16 protein-coding genes are annotated in these 13,734 nt (G+C 70.6%); 6 read left to right on the top strand and 10 right to left on the bottom strand.

Annotated elements, in window-relative coordinates:
• Window positions 1-115 precede the first annotated feature (115 nt).
• The 3 genes from ACWGIC_RS28010 to ACWGIC_RS28000 form a co-directional block, all read right to left on the bottom strand.
• A complete protein-coding gene (locus tag ACWGIC_RS28010; protein ID WP_452078905.1) occupies window positions 116-1,066 on the bottom strand; it encodes a PLP-dependent cysteine synthase family protein in 951 nt (316 codons plus the stop codon).
• A 4-nt stretch (window positions 1,067-1,070) separates the two neighbouring features.
• A complete protein-coding gene (locus ACWGIC_RS28005) occupies window positions 1,071-1,349 on the bottom strand; it encodes a MoaD/ThiS family protein (RefSeq protein ID WP_009082495.1) in 279 nt (92 codons plus the stop codon).
• 89 nt (window positions 1,350-1,438) lie between these two features.
• Window positions 1,439-1,846 carry a Mov34/MPN/PAD-1 family protein gene (locus tag ACWGIC_RS28000; protein WP_037815268.1) on the bottom strand — a complete coding sequence of 136 codons (408 nt, stop codon included), beginning with the start codon at window positions 1,844-1,846 and terminating at the stop codon, window positions 1,439-1,441.
• Window positions 1,847-1,927: 81 nt separating this feature from the next.
• On the opposite strand from ACWGIC_RS28000, the gene ACWGIC_RS27995 reads away from it, so the two are divergent.
• Window positions 1,928-2,299, top strand: a complete 372-nt coding sequence (locus ACWGIC_RS27995; protein ID WP_452078904.1) for a hypothetical protein — start codon at window positions 1,928-1,930, stop codon at window positions 2,297-2,299.
• Window positions 2,300-2,301: 2 nt separating this feature from the next.
• On the opposite strand, the gene ACWGIC_RS27990 is transcribed toward ACWGIC_RS27995, so the two are convergent.
• The 3 genes from ACWGIC_RS27990 to clpS are packed head-to-tail and all read right to left on the bottom strand — an operon-like array spanning window position 2,302 to window position 4,153.
• On the bottom strand, window positions 2,302-3,339 hold the full coding sequence (locus tag ACWGIC_RS27990) for a P1 family peptidase (protein ID WP_452078903.1): 1,038 nt from the start codon (window positions 3,337-3,339) through the stop codon (window positions 2,302-2,304).
• Complete coding sequence (locus ACWGIC_RS27985; protein WP_037715369.1) at window positions 3,300-3,857, bottom strand: DUF2017 domain-containing protein; 558 nt, start codon at window positions 3,855-3,857, stop codon at window positions 3,300-3,302. Before ACWGIC_RS27985 ends, ACWGIC_RS27990 begins: the two co-directional genes overlap by 40 nt.
• Complete coding sequence (gene clpS, locus ACWGIC_RS27980) at window positions 3,854-4,153, bottom strand: ATP-dependent Clp protease adapter ClpS (protein ID WP_037718267.1); 300 nt, start codon at window positions 4,151-4,153, stop codon at window positions 3,854-3,856. Before clpS ends, ACWGIC_RS27985 begins: the two co-directional genes overlap by 4 nt.
• Window positions 4,154-4,227: 74 nt before the next feature.
• Between clpS and ACWGIC_RS27975 the strand changes: the two genes are divergently transcribed.
• Both ACWGIC_RS27975 and ACWGIC_RS27970 read left to right on the top strand, forming a co-directional pair.
• Window positions 4,228-5,532: a nicotinate phosphoribosyltransferase gene (locus tag ACWGIC_RS27975; RefSeq protein WP_452078902.1), complete on the top strand. Its 1,305-nt coding sequence runs from the start codon at window positions 4,228-4,230 to the stop codon at window positions 5,530-5,532.
• Window positions 5,533-5,542: 10 nt separating this feature from the next.
• Window positions 5,543-6,118 (top strand): isochorismatase family protein, encoded by a 576-nt coding sequence (locus ACWGIC_RS27970; protein WP_452078901.1) that lies wholly within the window; start codon window positions 5,543-5,545, stop codon window positions 6,116-6,118.
• Window positions 6,119-6,122: 4 nt separating this feature from the next.
• On the opposite strand, the gene ACWGIC_RS27965 is transcribed toward ACWGIC_RS27970, so the two are convergent.
• Window positions 6,123-6,779 (bottom strand): hypothetical protein, encoded by a 657-nt coding sequence (locus tag ACWGIC_RS27965; protein ID WP_452078900.1) that lies wholly within the window; start codon window positions 6,777-6,779, stop codon window positions 6,123-6,125.
• Window positions 6,780-6,966: 187 nt separating this feature from the next.
• On the opposite strand from ACWGIC_RS27965, the gene ACWGIC_RS27960 reads away from it, so the two are divergent.
• From ACWGIC_RS27960 to ACWGIC_RS27950, 3 genes are all read left to right on the top strand, one after another.
• Window positions 6,967-7,557: a biotin transporter BioY gene (locus tag ACWGIC_RS27960; protein ID WP_452078899.1), complete on the top strand. Its 591-nt coding sequence runs from the start codon at window positions 6,967-6,969 to the stop codon at window positions 7,555-7,557.
• A 91-nt stretch (window positions 7,558-7,648) separates the two neighbouring features.
• Entirely contained in the window at window positions 7,649-9,700 is a 2,052-nt protein-coding gene (locus ACWGIC_RS27955; RefSeq protein WP_452078898.1) for an ATP-dependent DNA helicase, read from the top strand.
• Window positions 9,701-9,757: 57 nt separating this feature from the next.
• Entirely contained in the window at window positions 9,758-10,090 is a 333-nt protein-coding gene (locus ACWGIC_RS27950) for a hypothetical protein (protein WP_009082506.1), read from the top strand.
• Window positions 10,091-10,703: 613 nt separating this feature from the next.
• Here the strand turns inward: ACWGIC_RS27950 and ACWGIC_RS27945 are convergent.
• From ACWGIC_RS27945 to serB, 3 genes are read right to left on the bottom strand one after another with little or no spacing between them, the layout of a single operon-like run.
• Window positions 10,704-11,108 (bottom strand): OsmC family protein, encoded by a 405-nt coding sequence (locus ACWGIC_RS27945; RefSeq protein WP_452078897.1) that lies wholly within the window; start codon window positions 11,106-11,108, stop codon window positions 10,704-10,706.
• 51 nt (window positions 11,109-11,159) lie between these two features.
• The gene (locus ACWGIC_RS27940) at window positions 11,160-11,933 is read right to left on the bottom strand and encodes a peptidyl-tRNA hydrolase (protein WP_452078896.1); all 774 of its coding nucleotides are present in this window, start codon (window positions 11,931-11,933) and stop codon (window positions 11,160-11,162) included.
• Window positions 11,930-13,159: a phosphoserine phosphatase SerB gene (gene serB, locus ACWGIC_RS27935; protein ID WP_452078895.1), complete on the bottom strand. Its 1,230-nt coding sequence runs from the start codon at window positions 13,157-13,159 to the stop codon at window positions 11,930-11,932. Before serB ends, ACWGIC_RS27940 begins: the two co-directional genes overlap by 4 nt.
• Window positions 13,160-13,734 lie beyond the last annotated feature (575 nt).

Below are 13,734 nucleotides of genomic sequence, written 5' to 3'. Positions count from 1 at the left end.
TGGGAAACCCTTACCCCACAAGACATTTCCGACCGAGGCGTACCCGCCCTCGTCTGGGGTTTACTGCCGTGTGGGGAACCCTGAAGGAATCAGGGTTCCCCTCACGGACGTCAGGTCAGGCCCAGAGCTGGCCGTCAAGCCGTTCTGCCGCTTCGTCCAGCGACCCGGAATACGCGCCGGTCGACAGGTACTTCCAGCCAGCGTCCGCGACCACGAAAGCCACGTCCGCCTTCTCGCCCCGAGCTGCGGCCTTCTCCGCGACCCCCAGCGCGGCGTGCAGCACCGCGCCGGTGGAGATCCCGGCGAAAATGCCTTCGTGCTCCAGCAATTCCCGCGTCCGCCGAAGAGCGTCGTACGCCCCCACCGAATAGCGTCCGTTGAGCACGCTCTCGTCGTACAGCTCCGGCACGAACCCCTCGTCGAGGTTGCGCAAGCCGTACACCAGCTCGCCGTAGCGCGGCTCGGCCGCGATGACCTGGACGTCCGGCTTGTGCTCGTGCAGGTACCGCCCCACGCCCACCAGCGTGCCGGTGGTCCCGAGCCCGCCGACGAAATGCGTCAGCGTCGGCAGGTCCTTCAGCAGCTCCGGCCCGGTCCCGCGATAGTGCGCGTCCGCGTTGGCCGGGTTGCCGTACTGGTACAGCATCACCCAGTCCGGGTTCTGCTTCGCCAGCTCCTTGGCCCGCCGCACCGCCTCGTTCGAACCGCCCGCGGCCGGCGAGAACACGATCCGCGCGCCGTACGCCTGCAGCAGCTGCTTGCGCTCAGTCGAGGTGTTCTCCGGCATCACGCACACCAGGCCGTAGCCCTTGAGCTTCGCGGCCATGGCCAGCGAGATCCCGGTGTTGCCCGAGGTCGGTTCGAGGATCGTGGATCCGCGCCGCAGGATGCCGTCCCGCTCCGCCGCCTCGATCATGGCCAGCGCGGGCCGGTCCTTGATCGAGCCGGTCGGATTGCGGTCCTCGAGCTTCGCCCACAGCCGCACCTCGTCGGTCGGGGACAGCCGGGGCAGCCCTACCAGCGGCGTGCCGCCCAGTGCGTCGAGGAGGGACTCGTAGCGGGCCATCGGCTCAGCGCGCGCCGCCCGCGACGGCGGGCAGGATGGTGAGGGTGTCGCCGTCCTTGACCTCGGCGTCGAGCCCGCCGGAGAAGCGCACGTCCTCGTCGTTGACGTAGACGTTGATGAAGCGGTGCAGCTTCTCCTCCTTGACCAGGCGCGCCTTGAGCCCGGCGTGCCGCGACTCGACGTCGTCGATGATCTCGAGGACAGTCTTGCCCGACGCCTCGACGGACTTCTCGCCGCCGGTGTGGGTGCGCAGGATGGTCGGGATGGACACGGTCACGGCCATGGTTTTCTACCTCCGGGTGAGTTCCTACACGCTGACGCAGTTCGTATATGACGGGGACGCCGCGCTTTATTCCATTAGGACCGGCGGAGTCAGTCGACGATCTCGACCGGCTCCTCGGTGATCTCGGCGTCCACGATCCGGTACGAGCGGAACTCGTGCGAATCGGGCTCTCTTGTCGAGACGAGCACGTAGTGCGCGTCGGGTTCCGCGGCGATGTTCGCGTCGGTGCGCGACGGGTAGGCCTCGGTCGCGGTGTGCGAATGGTAGATGACCACCGGGACCTCGTCGTTCGCGTCCATCTCGCGGTAGAGCTTGAGCAGGTCGCCCGAGTCGAACTCGTAGAACGTCGGCGAGCGGGCCGCGTTCAGCATCGGGATGAACCGCTCGGGGCGGTCCGAACCGGCAGGACCGGCCACCACCCCGCACGCTTCGTCGGGGTGGTCACGGCGGGCGTGGGCGACGATCTCGTCGACGAGTTCACGGCGGATCCGGAGCACACGCACATCTTAGTTCGTGGACCGAACGAGTCCACACTGTGAGAGCTACCGCTCATCCCCAGGTCAGGGCACAATTGCGGGATGCCGGTGTCCTCGAAGATCCGCGAACGCTGCCGTCCGTTGCTGGCCGAAGGCGATGTCGTCCAGTACGTGTTCCCCGCCACATCCCTGATGGTGTCGATGATGGCCGCGCACCGGAACTTCCTGGTCGTGGTCACCGATCGGCACGTGACGGTGCTCGCCTGCAGCAGCTTCCGCCGATGGAAGCCGGTTTCGGTGTGGGAGCAGCTGCCGCGCTCGACCGAACTGGGCCCGGTGAACGTGCATCCCTCGCTCGGGCCGACCGTGTCGTTCGGCGGCCTGGTGCTGGAGATCGACGAGGAGTACGTGGCCGCCGTGCGCGCCGCCGACCTCGAACGGAGCGAGGACGCCCTCCCGCAAGACCCGTTCTGACCTCAGCCCAGCGCTTCCGGCCACACGTCCCGGTACGCCGGGACCCCAGCCGCTGAAGTCGCCGACAGCAGCCCGTGCACCATCGCCCGGGCGAACACCCGCGCCGCCGCGGCGCACAGCGCATCCAGCGCGCCCGCCCGCGCGGCCACGGCGAACGACCCGGGCTCGCCTGGCAGGTCTCGCGCGCCCGTCGCCAGCGCGAACACAGTGTCGCCGTCGAACATCGAGTGCGCCGGACGCACCGCGCGCGCCAGGCCGTCCTGCGCGGCAACCGTCAGCCGGCGCGCCTCGGCCTTCGTCAACGCCGCATCGCAAGCCACCACACCGATCGTGGTGTTCAGATCCGTCCGCTGCCCCGGCACCTCGCCGGGCCGATCCGGCCAGCGGACCCCGAACTCGCCGTCCACTTCGTGATCGCCGGCGAACGCCCGCCCGGTCGCGAAATCCACTGCCTGGCCCGCCGCGTTCACCGCGGCGATCGCGCCGACGGTCACGTCGCCGACGACCTCGCTCGCGGTTCCGATGCCGCCCTTGAGCGAACCGACCACCGCACCCGAGCCGGCGCCGACGGTGCCCATCGCGACCGCGTCCCCGGCCGCTTCGCAAGCGGCGTAACCGAAATCGGCGTCCGGCCGATTGCCCCACGCGCTGCGCGGCAGGTCGAACAGCACCGCCGCGGGCACGATCGGAACGACCTCATACGGCTGCGCGCCAACGGGAAACCCGTAGTTCCGCTCGGAAAGCCACCGCATCACGCCGTCCGCCGCCGCGAGCCCGTACGCGCTGCCGCCGGAGAGACAGATCGCGTTGACCTGCTGCACCAGGTTTTCCGGCTCCAGCAAGTTGGTCTCGCGCGTGCCGGGCGCGCCGCCGCGCTGATCGACCGCGCCGGTCGCGCCGTCCGGCACGAGCACGACAGTGGTTCCGCTGGCCCAGCCGTCGCCCAGCCGCTGATGATGGCCTACGAGCACGCCAGGAACGTCGGTGATTTTCCCGCCGGTCAGCCGGTCAGCGCCTGGATCAGCGTCTCCTGCACCCATGTCAGCCAATGGTAGACGCCGAGATGGGGTGCGCGGGGGTCGTCTTCCGGCAATTCGTCGGGCATGTCCTCGGTGACGTCGAGCGCGGTGCCCAGCGCCAGCCGCACGTCGTTCAACGCGCCGAGCCAGGCGTCGGCCTGCTCGAAGGTCAGCTTCACCGAACCGCCGTCGCGCGGCAGCGTGTCGAGCACGATCTTCGCGACGCCGACCTTCTTCTCCAGCAGCTCCGGCTCGTGCAGCGACCGCATCGCCGCCGCCGAATCGAGGTCCTCGCGGCTCGGGTTGTCCGGGTCGAGCCGGTGGAAGTCCGGCAGCAGCCGCGACAGCACCGGGTCGTCCGGCGATTCGGCGGGCCCGGTGCGGATGCCGGTCAGCTCGGCCAGTTCGTCCTGCGGGGCCTCCTCGGCCCGTGCGGTGAGCATGTCCTCCAGCTGCCCGACCAGCCCGCGCAGCACCGCGGCTTCCTGCTGTTCGAACCCGGCGAGGATGGCGTCCCCCTTGCGCCGCCAGGCCTTCACGAGGGCTGTTCCATGGTCGCCCACAGGCCCGCCGCGTGCAGCTTCGCCACGTCGGTCTCCACCTTCTCCTTCGAACCGGACGACACGATCGCCCTGCCCTTGTTGTGCACGTCGAGCATCAGCTTCGTGGCGTGGTCCCGGCTGTAGCCGAACAGCTTCTGGAAGACGTACGTCACGTACGACATCAGGTTGACCGGATCGTTCCAGACGATCGTCCGCCAGGGCTGGTCGGATTCGGCCAGCTCGGCCCCGAGTGGATCGACCTGCGTCTGTTCGGATGCGACAGGCGTGGACATGCACACCATGGTGTCACGGGGCCATCCCGGTACGCCGCGCCAGGTCCGTCCATGTGAGTGAATAGGCTGCTCCCATGGGTTCCCCCGAGCCGGTCACCAGCGCCAGCACGGCGCTGCTCACCGACCATTACGAGCTGACCATGCTGGCGAGCGCGCTCGCGGACGGGACGGCCGACCGGCCGTGCGTGTTCGAAGTCTTCGCGCGGCGGCTTCCCGACGGCCGGCGCTACGGCGTCGTCGCGGGCACCGCGCGCGTGCTCGACGCGATCGCCGACTTCCGGTTCACCGACGCCGAACTGGCCATGCTGGAGCAGACCGCGGTCGTCGACCCGGAGACGCTGGCGTGGCTGGCCGACTACGAGTTCCGCGGCGACATCGACGGCTACCGCGAAGGCGACCTGTACTTCCCCGGTTCGCCGATCCTCACCGTGACCGGCAGTTTCGCCGAAGCCGTGGTGCTGGAGACGGTGGTGCTGTCGATCCTCAACCACGACAGCGCGATCGCGTCCGCGGCGGCGCGGATGTCCGGCGCGGCGCACGGCAGGCCGATCATCGAGATGGGCGGACGGCGCACGCACGAGTACGCCGCGGTCGCCGCCGCGCGCGCCGCCTACCTGGCCGGATTCGCCACCACGTCGAACCTCGAAGCGGGCCGCCGCTACGGGATCCCGACGCGCGGCACCGTCGCGCACGCGTTCATGCTGCTGCACGACAGCGAGGAAGCCGCGTTCCGCGCCCAGGTCAGCAAGATGGGGCCGGACACCACGCTGCTGGTCGACACCTACGACATCACCGCGGGCATCGAGGCGGCCGTGCGCGTCGCGGGCCCGGAGCTGGGCGCGATCCGGATCGACTCCGGCGACGTCGGCCCGCTCGCCCGCAAGGCCCGCGACCAGCTCGACTCGCTCGGCGCGAAAGACACCCGGATCGTGGTGTCCGGCGACCTCGACGAGCACGCGATCGCGGCGCTGCGCGCGGAACCGGTGGACGCCTACGGCGTGGGCACCTCGGTGGTCACCGGATCCGGCGCGCCGACCGCCGGGATGGTGTACAAGCTGGTCGAGGTCGACGGGCGACCGGTCGCGAAACGCAGTGCGCACAAGGAATCCCGCGGCGGGCGCAAGCACGCGCTGCGCCGCCACCGCAGCACCGGGACCGCCGTCGAGGAGGTGGTCTGGACCGCCTCCGGCAGCCGTCCGGAAGCCGGTGAGAACGATCTCGAGCTGCAGATCCCCCTGGTGCGCGGCGGCGCGCCGGTGGATGATCTGCCCACGCTGGACGACGCGCGCGCCCGCCTGCGGCGCGCGCAGGTGAGCCTGCCGTGGGAGGGCCTCAAGCTCTCGCACGGCGAGCCCGCGATACCGACGACTTTTCTGTAGGGAGCCGACCATGGGGACCGCGCTGATCGTGGTGGATGTGCAGAACGACTTCTGCGAGGGAGGCTCGCTCGGCCTGCCGGGCGGGGCGGCTGCCGCGGCGGCCATCTCGCAGCGGATGGCCGACGGCGGCTACACGCACATCGTCGCCACTCGCGACCACCACATCGACCCGGGCGACCACTTCAGCGACACGCCCGACTTCAACACCAGCTGGCCGCCGCACTGCGTCGCGGGCACGGCGGGCGCGTCGTTCCACTCGGCGCTGGACGTGGTGCCGGTCGAGGCGGTGTTCTCGAAGGGCGAGTACACCGCCGCGTACTCCGGTTTCGAAGGCAAGTCCGGCGACGGCAAGACGCTCGAAGAGTGGCTTCGGGCGCATGACGTCACCGATGTCGACGTCGTCGGCATCGCCACCGACTTCTGCGTGCGCGCCACCGCCCTCGACGCTGCGGGGGCCGGGTTCAACGTGCAGGTCCTGCTGGACCTGACGGTGGGCGGATCGCAGCCGACTGTGGACGCGACGCTGAAGGACTTCGACGAGGCGGGAGTGCGCTATACCGGCACGCCCGCCCTGCCGCCCGCCTGATCGGTCACGGCTTGGGCGCGCCGCCCTTGCCGTACGGGTTGCACGCCGCGGTGCCGAGGTAGATGTCCCCGCTCGCCGGACCGCCTTGCGGGAACAGCTTCACGTGCACCGCGTGCGTGACCAGGCTGCCGTCTGCGGGCTGGGGCGTCACGGTCTCGTTCAGCGTGATCGTGGCCAGCGCCGTGCCCGCCGCGCCGCCGGGGATCGTGAGGCGATAGTTCGCCGGGATCGACGACGGCGCGGTGAAGCCGGAAACCTCGCCGATCGACATCGAACCGGTGCTGCCCGAATCCGCCGTGGTGGCGCATCCGACCGAGTACGTGCGGATCTTCAGCTCGGGCCCGCCGTACCGGGTGAGCAGGTCGGATTCGAACCGCTGCCCGCCGGCCTGCACCTGCGCGACCGCGCCCTTCCGTCCGCACGTGGTGCCGCCGAAGCCGAACACCGCGACCTCGCCCGCCGCGCCGCCGGTCGAGCGCGCCGAAGCCGGTCCGTCCGCGTCGCAGCGCGCCAATTCGCCGGTGACGACGTGTTCGTGGTCCACCGTGACGTCGAGGCTGCCCGCGGAACCCCAGCCGGTGGACGTCGGCGGACCAGCGTGCGCCACCGCCGGGGCCGCCGCCATTAAAACCCCGGTGACCAGCAGGATCCGTCCGCGCATTCGACCTGTCTCCCTTCGCCCGTGCTTCGACATCGGCGCCGCGGCGGGGGTCCCAAACGTCGTCCGGGCCAGCTCACCCGGACGTGTGGCGCAAGACAGGGGTGGTGAGGAACGCAACTTGTCTCGTTCCGTCCGGTCCCTCGGCGATAACCTGCCCGGACGTCCGTTTTCCGTGGTTGGAGGTCTCGTGTCGTCACTGTCCCTCGCCGGCCGTCGTCAGGTGCTGGCCGACCTTGTGCCCGGCACCCTGGTGCGCGACCTGACGCTGGTCGCAGGCGGAGCTGTGCTCACCGGCGCTGCCGCGCAGCTGATCATCCCGATTCCGGGCACGCCGGTGCCGATGACCGGCCAGACCTTCGCCGCGCTGCTCGTCGGCGCGACGCTCGGCATGCGCCGCGGCGCTGCCTCGATGCTGCTGTACTTGCTCGTCGGCGCGGCCGGGGTGCCGTGGTTCCAGGGCGGGACGTCCGGGCTGTCCGGAGCCTCGGCCGGCTACATCGTCGGCTTCGTGTTCGCCGGTGCGCTCGTGGGCGCGCTCGCCCACCGCGGCGGCGACCGCACTCCGCTGCGCACGGCGGGGACCATGGTGCTCGGCAACCTCGCGATCTACGCCTTCGGCGTGCCGTGGCTGATGGCCGTCACCGGCTTCGATCTCGCCACCGCTTTCGACAAGGGCGTCACGCCGTTTCTCGTGGGTGACGTGCTGAAGACCGTTGTCGCGGCGGGTGTGCTGCCGCTCGCGTGGGCCGCGGTTTCGCGGTTCCGCAAGGAAGACTGAGCCGTCTTTCCGGGATCTTCGATCCGGCGCGAGGGGTCCGTTCGCGCCGGATCGAAGATCCTGTCGGACCTGGCGGCTATCGTGTCTCGCTGTGCCCGCCCGAACCGATTTCCCCGGCGTCCTCGAACTCCTCACCCACGCGGTGGAGTCCGTCGGCGGCGCCGAACGCCCCGGCCAGGTGAAGATGGCCGATGCCGTCGGCCACGCCATCCGCACCGGCGAACACCTCGCCGTGCAAGCGGGGACGGGCACCGGCAAATCGCTGGCGTACCTGGTGCCCGCGATCCGGCACGCGGTGGAGAAAGACACCACCGTCGTCGTCTCCACCGCCACCATCGCGTTGCAGCGCCAGTTGGTCGACCGCGATCTCCCGCGCCTGGCGAAGGCGCTCAAGAAGCCGCTCGGGCGCGAACCGACCTTCGCGATCCTCAAGGGCCGCCGCAACTACCTGTGCCTGCACCGGCTCGACACCGGCCCGTCCGACGAACCCGAGGACGCGCAGCTGTTCGACCCGTTCGCGGTGTCCCGGCTGGGCAAGGAAGTCACACGGCTGCACGAGTGGACGTCGGACACCGAAACCGGCGACCGCGACGAACTGGTGCCCGGCGTGTCCGATCAGGCGTGGCGGCAGGTTTCCGTCACCGCAAGGGAATGCCTCGGCGCCGCGAAGTGCCCGGTCGGCACCGATTGCTTCGCCGAACGCGCGCGAGCCGAGGCGGGCCGCGCCGATGTCGTCGTCACCAACCACGCGCTGCTGGCCATCGACGCGCTGCAGGGCTACCAGGTGCTTCCGGACCACGACCTGGTGATCATCGACGAGGCGCACGACCTGGTCGACCGGGTCACCTCGGTCGCGACCGGCGAACTCACCAGCGCCATGGTGTCGGCCGCCGCGCGCCGCTGCGGAAAGCTGATGGACGCTGGAATCGCGGACCGGCTGCTGGAATCGTCCGACGGGCTCGCGCTGATCCTCGACGACATCCCGGCCGGAAGGCTCGACGCGCTGCCGCGGCCGTTGCAGGGCGCGATCCCGGCGGTGCGCGACGCGGCGAAGGAATGCCTCACCGCGCTGGGCTCGGATCGCAAGGAAGACGTCGGCGAGGCCACCGCGCGCAAGCTGGCGCGGTCGCTGCTCGAAGAAGTGCACGACACCGCGGTCCGGCTGCTCGACGCGTACGACGAGGATCTGGCGCACCAACGCGACGTCGTCTGGGTGACCGGCGACAAGTACTCCGCGAACCCGCGACCGCCCGCGTTGAAGGTCGCGCCGCTCGGCGTCGCGGGGTTGTTGCGGGAGCGTGTTTTCAACCAGCACACCACCGTGCTGACCTCAGCGACCCTCACCCTCGGCGGCGAATTCGACACCATGGCGCGGCAATGGGGCCTCCCGCCGAGCGGCGCGCGCGTGGTGAAGTCGCCGGGAACGGCCACCGACAAGGAAGCCCCGTCGGACGAGGACACCGGCCCGAAGTGGACCGGGCTGGACGTCGGCTCGCCGTTCGACCACCGCCGCAACGGCATCCTCTACCTCGCCAAACACCTTCCGCCGCCGGGCAGGGACGGGCTCGCGGAGTCCACAATGGACGAACTGGCCGGACTGGTCGAAGCGGCGGGCGGCCGTACGCTGGGCCTGTTCTCCTCGATGCGCGCGGCGAAACAGGCCGCGGAAGCCATGCGGGAACGGCTCGACCACCCGATCCTCTGCCAGGGCGACGACGCCACGCCGTTGCTGGTGCGGCAGTTCGCCGAGGACGCGCGCACCTGCCTGTTCGGCACGCTCACGCTGTGGCAGGGCGTGGACGTGCCAGGGCCGTCGCTGCAGCTCGTGGTGGTGGACCGGATCCCGTTCCCCCGTCCGGACGACCCGGTGTCGTCCGCCCGCCAGCGCGCGGTGGAAGCCCGGGGCGGCAACGGATTCCTCACCGTCGCCGCGACGCACGCCGCGCTGCTGCTGGCACAGGGCACCGGACGGCTGCACCGCTCAGTCACCGACCGCGGCGTAGTGGCCGTACTGGATTCCCGCCTGGCCACCGCGCGCTACGGCGGGTTCCTTCGCGCGTCGCTGCCGCCGTTCTGGCCCACCACAGACCCGCAAGTCGCCCGCGACGCACTGAAGCGGCTCGACGCCGCCGCGCCCGCCTGACCGGGCACACCGGACAGGCGGGTACGGTGAGTGGAACGAACACGACAGGGAGCACCGTTGACCCAGGACTCGTCCAGCGCACAATCCCGGACCGTCAGTGTCGACGACACCGGGGTGCGGCGCCGGCTCGCCGATGGCAGCGAAGAAGCTGTGACGTGGTCGGAGCTGCAATCCGTCATGGTGAGAGTCATCCCCGACGGCCCCTGGAACGAAGACGTCTTCTTCATGCTGGTCGGCAACGACGGCAAGGGCACCGCAGTACCGAGCGGCGACCCGGCCGCGGACGCCCTCATCGAGCGCCTGCAGACCTTGCCCGGTTTCGACAACGAGAAGTTCATCGAGGCGATGACCACGGACGCTGACCAGGCGTACGTGGTGTGGCAAAGCTGAGCTGAGCCGGACTGGGCTGGGCTGGGCTGGGGTCGCTTCGCTGAAGGGGTTCCGGGCGGGCTGCCGCGGCTTTCGCTGACGGTGGCTGGTGGCTGGAAACCCTTGGCGGGCAACGGGTGGCGAGCCGCGGCTCCGGCGGGTTCGGCGACGGGACTGAGCGGCCGTGCTGCAAGGGCCATTCGCTGCCACGGCTGTTCGGCGGCCTCACTTCAAGAAGCCACCCGCCGATGCAGCAGTTCAGCGTCGCTGCCCCAAGGGCCACCTGCTGCCACGGGAATTCGGCGACTTGGCCCCAAGAGCCACCCGCCGACGCAGCAGCCCCGCGTCACTGCCCCAAAAGCCACCTGCTGCCACGGCAGCTCGGCGACTTCGCCCCAAAAACCACCCGCCGACGCAGCAGCCCGGCGTCACTGCTCCAAGAAACACCCGTTGCCACCGCAGCTCGGCGGCCTCGCTCCAAAAACCACCCGCTGCCAAACCTGTTCGGCGAGCCGCCGCCCCATCCGCCGCCACGGCTCAGGCGGCGAAGGCCCCTCCCCCGACCTCAACGCGGCCGGAAACGCTTGCCGAGCAAAGACTCCCGCACCCACCGGAGCCCTGCCCACCCCGCCGCTCAAGCAGTCGGAAACGTCTCCGTCACCGGGATCCCCTTCTTCAACGTCCGGCTCACCGTGCACAGCCTCTCGATCGCCCGGTCCACCGCGCCTGCGAGCGCCTCCCGCTGGTCCTCGTCGAGCGCCGACACGTCGACGTCGAACGCGACCCGCACCGCGTCCAGCTCCGAAGCGCCCTCGCGTCGATCGGCGGTCACCGAGACCCGGAACTTCGAGTCCTCGCCCACCCGCCGCGTGATCAGCTGCTCCGCCGTCACCGCGGAGCAGCCCGCCGCCGCGATTTGCAGCAGTTCCGCCGGGGAGAACGCGCCTTCCGCACCGGCCCGGCCCAACCGCACCTCCGCGCCGCGCTCGTTGCGGCCCACGAAACTGTGCGTGCCTTCGCGCTGTACTTCCAAGGTCATCCGAGACGCCTTTCCACCCGTCGGGTCACTGCATTGGCGCAACCGCGCGGGTCACGCCGATGTTCCGGGCTGCTGCGCCAGCACGGTAATCGTGCCGGGATCGACCTCGGTGAAGCCCGCGTCGCGGACGGCGATCACGCGGTTGTCGCGCCAGCCCGCCTCCGGGTCCTCGACCGGGCACAGCTCCTTCCACCGGCCCGGGCTCGGCGTGCGCACCGCGACCCGGTAGTCCTTCGCCGCCCACGCCGCCAGTTCGTCGTCCGGCAGCAGCGAGGCGAGGATCATCGTGGCGTGCCCGACCTGCGCGGACGCTTTGCCGACGGTCATCGGGACGTCCGGGTTCAGCATCAGCAGCGGGACGTCGGCCGGTGCCGGGCCGGGGGTGTCGGCGGGCAGTTCGCTGCCGGAGATCTGCAGTCGCGAGACCTCTTTCGGAGCCTCCTTCACCAGCCCGGGCACGAGAGCCCGAGCCTCCGCACCATCGACCTCGATGGTGATTCCCGGCTGTTCAAGCACCGCCTGCCAGTGCGCGCCACGGGCTCGGCGCGCGACCTTGCGGATGCGGTTGTCGAGCCACGCGTGCACCGGCTCGGCCCATTCGCCACCAGGCTCGGCGCGTTCGTCCAGGCACACCGCCAGCGCCGCTGCTGCCGCCGCTTCGAGCAGCGCGGTGCGGCCGGGCGGTTCGGCGCGTTCGATCCGCAGGATGACCGGCATCGCGCGGACCTCGTCCGGATTCTCGTCGGAAGTGTCGGAGGTGTCCTCGGCGGGGAGGCCGAGCCACGAGGCGTATCGGCTGCGCAGCGGTTCGAGCAGAGGGTTCACGGGCGGGCCAATTCGAGTCCGTCGGCCAGGTCCGCCGCCTCGACCTCGGCGCGCGTGACGCCCAAGACGAACAGCACCGCGTCCAAGTAAGGGTGCGAGAGCGCCGTGTCCGCGACTTCCCGCAGCGCAGGCTTGGCGTTGAACGCGACGCCCATCCCGGCCGCGGCCAGCATGTCGATGTCGTTGGCCCCGTCGCCGACCGCGACGCACGCACCCAGCGGAATCCCGTACTCGCCAGCGAACCGGCGCAGCGCGGTCGCCTTCCCGGCGCGGTCCACGATGTCGCCGACCACGCGACCGGTGAGCTTGCCGTCCACGACCTCCAGCTCGTTGGCCGCCGCGAAGTCGAGACCGAGGTCGTCCACGAGATGGTCGATGACCTGGGTAAATCCGCCGGACACGACGCCGCAGCGGAAGCCCATGCGCTTCAGCGTGCGGACGGTCGTGCGGGCCCCCGGGGTCAGTTCAAGCTTCGCCGCGACCTCGTCCATCACGCTCGCAGGCAGTCCGGCCAACAGCGACACACGCCGCTCCAGCGACTCGGCGAAGTTCAGCTCGCCGCGCATCGCGGCCTCGGTGATCTCGCGGACCTGCTCCTCGACCCCGGCGTACGCGCCGAGCATCTCGATGACCTCGCCCTGCACGAGCGTGGAATCGACGTCGAAGACCACCAGCCGCTTCGCCCGGCGCGTGATGCCCGCGCGCTCGACGGCGACGTCAACGTTGGCCTCAGACGCCGCGTCGGCCAGCATGGACCGCAGCTCGGCGTCGGTCTCTTCGGTGTCTTCGCGCACCGAGACGTACAGCTCCAGCCCGGTCACCGGATAGTCGGCGACGCTGCGGATCGAGTCGATGTTCGCCCCGACGCCCGCCAGCCGCCGCGCGATCTCGGAGAACGCCCGAGCGGTCACCGGACGCCCCAGCAGGACGAGCACGTGCGACGAATCGCGCCGGCCAAGCGCGAACGGATCCGCGCCGATCGCGTCGCCGATCCGGACCTCGACCTCCATGCCGACGGTCGCCATCGCCTGCTCGACGGACTCCTGCAGCCCCTCGGGGTCGCGGTAGACGCCGGCGAGCACGCCCAGCACGAGCTGCCCGCGGATGACCACCTGCTCGATGTCGAGCACGTCCACGTCGTGCCGGGTGAGCACGGCGAACAGCACGGACGAGACCCCGGGCTTGTCCGGACCGGTCGTGGTGATGAGGACGGGAGTCTGGCTCACTGGTTCGGTATCCCTCGTTCGTCTCGGCACCGACGCTTAGGCCACGGCGAGTCGGCACGCCCAGTCTGGCCTCCTGCGGCGGCGGGCAGAACGCCCCCGTGCCGTGCTTCACACCGCCGGTGCCACGAACGGGCGATGCGAGGGGCGGCGGCCGGGTCCTCTCGGGCGGGCTGGGCGGCAGCGGAAGCCAGCGGGCTGTGCGGCCAGGGGACTAGCAGAACTGTGCAGGGCACTAGGCCAATGCAACGGAGCGGGCTTCGTGAGTGCCGGTCCCCACCGGCATAACCACTCACGAGCCATCACCAGCCACACGCCCTGCCCACCGGATTGCTGCCCGGCGCGTCCGTCCCTGCCCCGCCAGTCCCAAGCTCAGCAGTCCCCGATCGCGCTAGAAGCCCTCGGCGCGGCAACCCCGCGCCGCAGAGGCCCCGAGCAGACCCCGCCGCAGCGGCCTCCGGCACGTCAGCCGCGCGAGCTCGTCAGCGCTCCGGCACGAAAAAGGCGCGTGCCCGGCCGAGAGAAACCGCGACCGGGCCCGCGCCCCGCAAACCGTCCGAGCGCCGTTTATGCTCGCT

This window comes from Amycolatopsis sp. NPDC054798 (genome assembly GCF_053611505.1).
The sequence above is the reverse complement of the archived record's forward strand: the minus strand, read 5'-3'. Positions and strand labels throughout refer to the sequence as shown.

Bases quoted from the DNA above. Each gene is read 5' to 3' on its own strand.
- ACWGIC_RS27975 (WP_452078902.1), top strand. From the start codon at position 4,228: ATGGGTTCCCCCGAGCCGGTCACCAGCGCCAGCACGGCGCTGCTCACC.
- ACWGIC_RS27995 (WP_452078904.1), top strand. From the start codon at position 1,928: ATGCCGGTGTCCTCGAAGATCCGCGAACGCTGCCGTCCGTTGCTGGCC.
- ACWGIC_RS28005 (WP_009082495.1), bottom strand. From the start codon at position 1,349: ATGGCCGTGACCGTGTCCATCCCGACCATCCTGCGCACCCACACCGGC.
- clpS (WP_037718267.1), bottom strand. From the start codon at position 4,153: ATGTCCACGCCTGTCGCATCCGAACAGACGCAGGTCGATCCACTCGGG.
- ACWGIC_RS27945 (WP_452078897.1), bottom strand. From the start codon at position 11,108: ATGACCTTGGAAGTACAGCGCGAAGGCACGCACAGTTTCGTGGGCCGC.
- ACWGIC_RS27990 (WP_452078903.1), bottom strand. From the start codon at position 3,339: ATGGGTGCAGGAGACGCTGATCCAGGCGCTGACCGGCTGACCGGCGGG.
- ACWGIC_RS27970 (WP_452078901.1), top strand. From the start codon at position 5,543: ATGGGGACCGCGCTGATCGTGGTGGATGTGCAGAACGACTTCTGCGAG.
- ACWGIC_RS27965 (WP_452078900.1), bottom strand. From the start codon at position 6,779: ATGCGCGGACGGATCCTGCTGGTCACCGGGGTTTTAATGGCGGCGGCC.
- ACWGIC_RS28010 (WP_452078905.1), bottom strand. From the start codon at position 1,066: ATGGCCCGCTACGAGTCCCTCCTCGACGCACTGGGCGGCACGCCGCTG.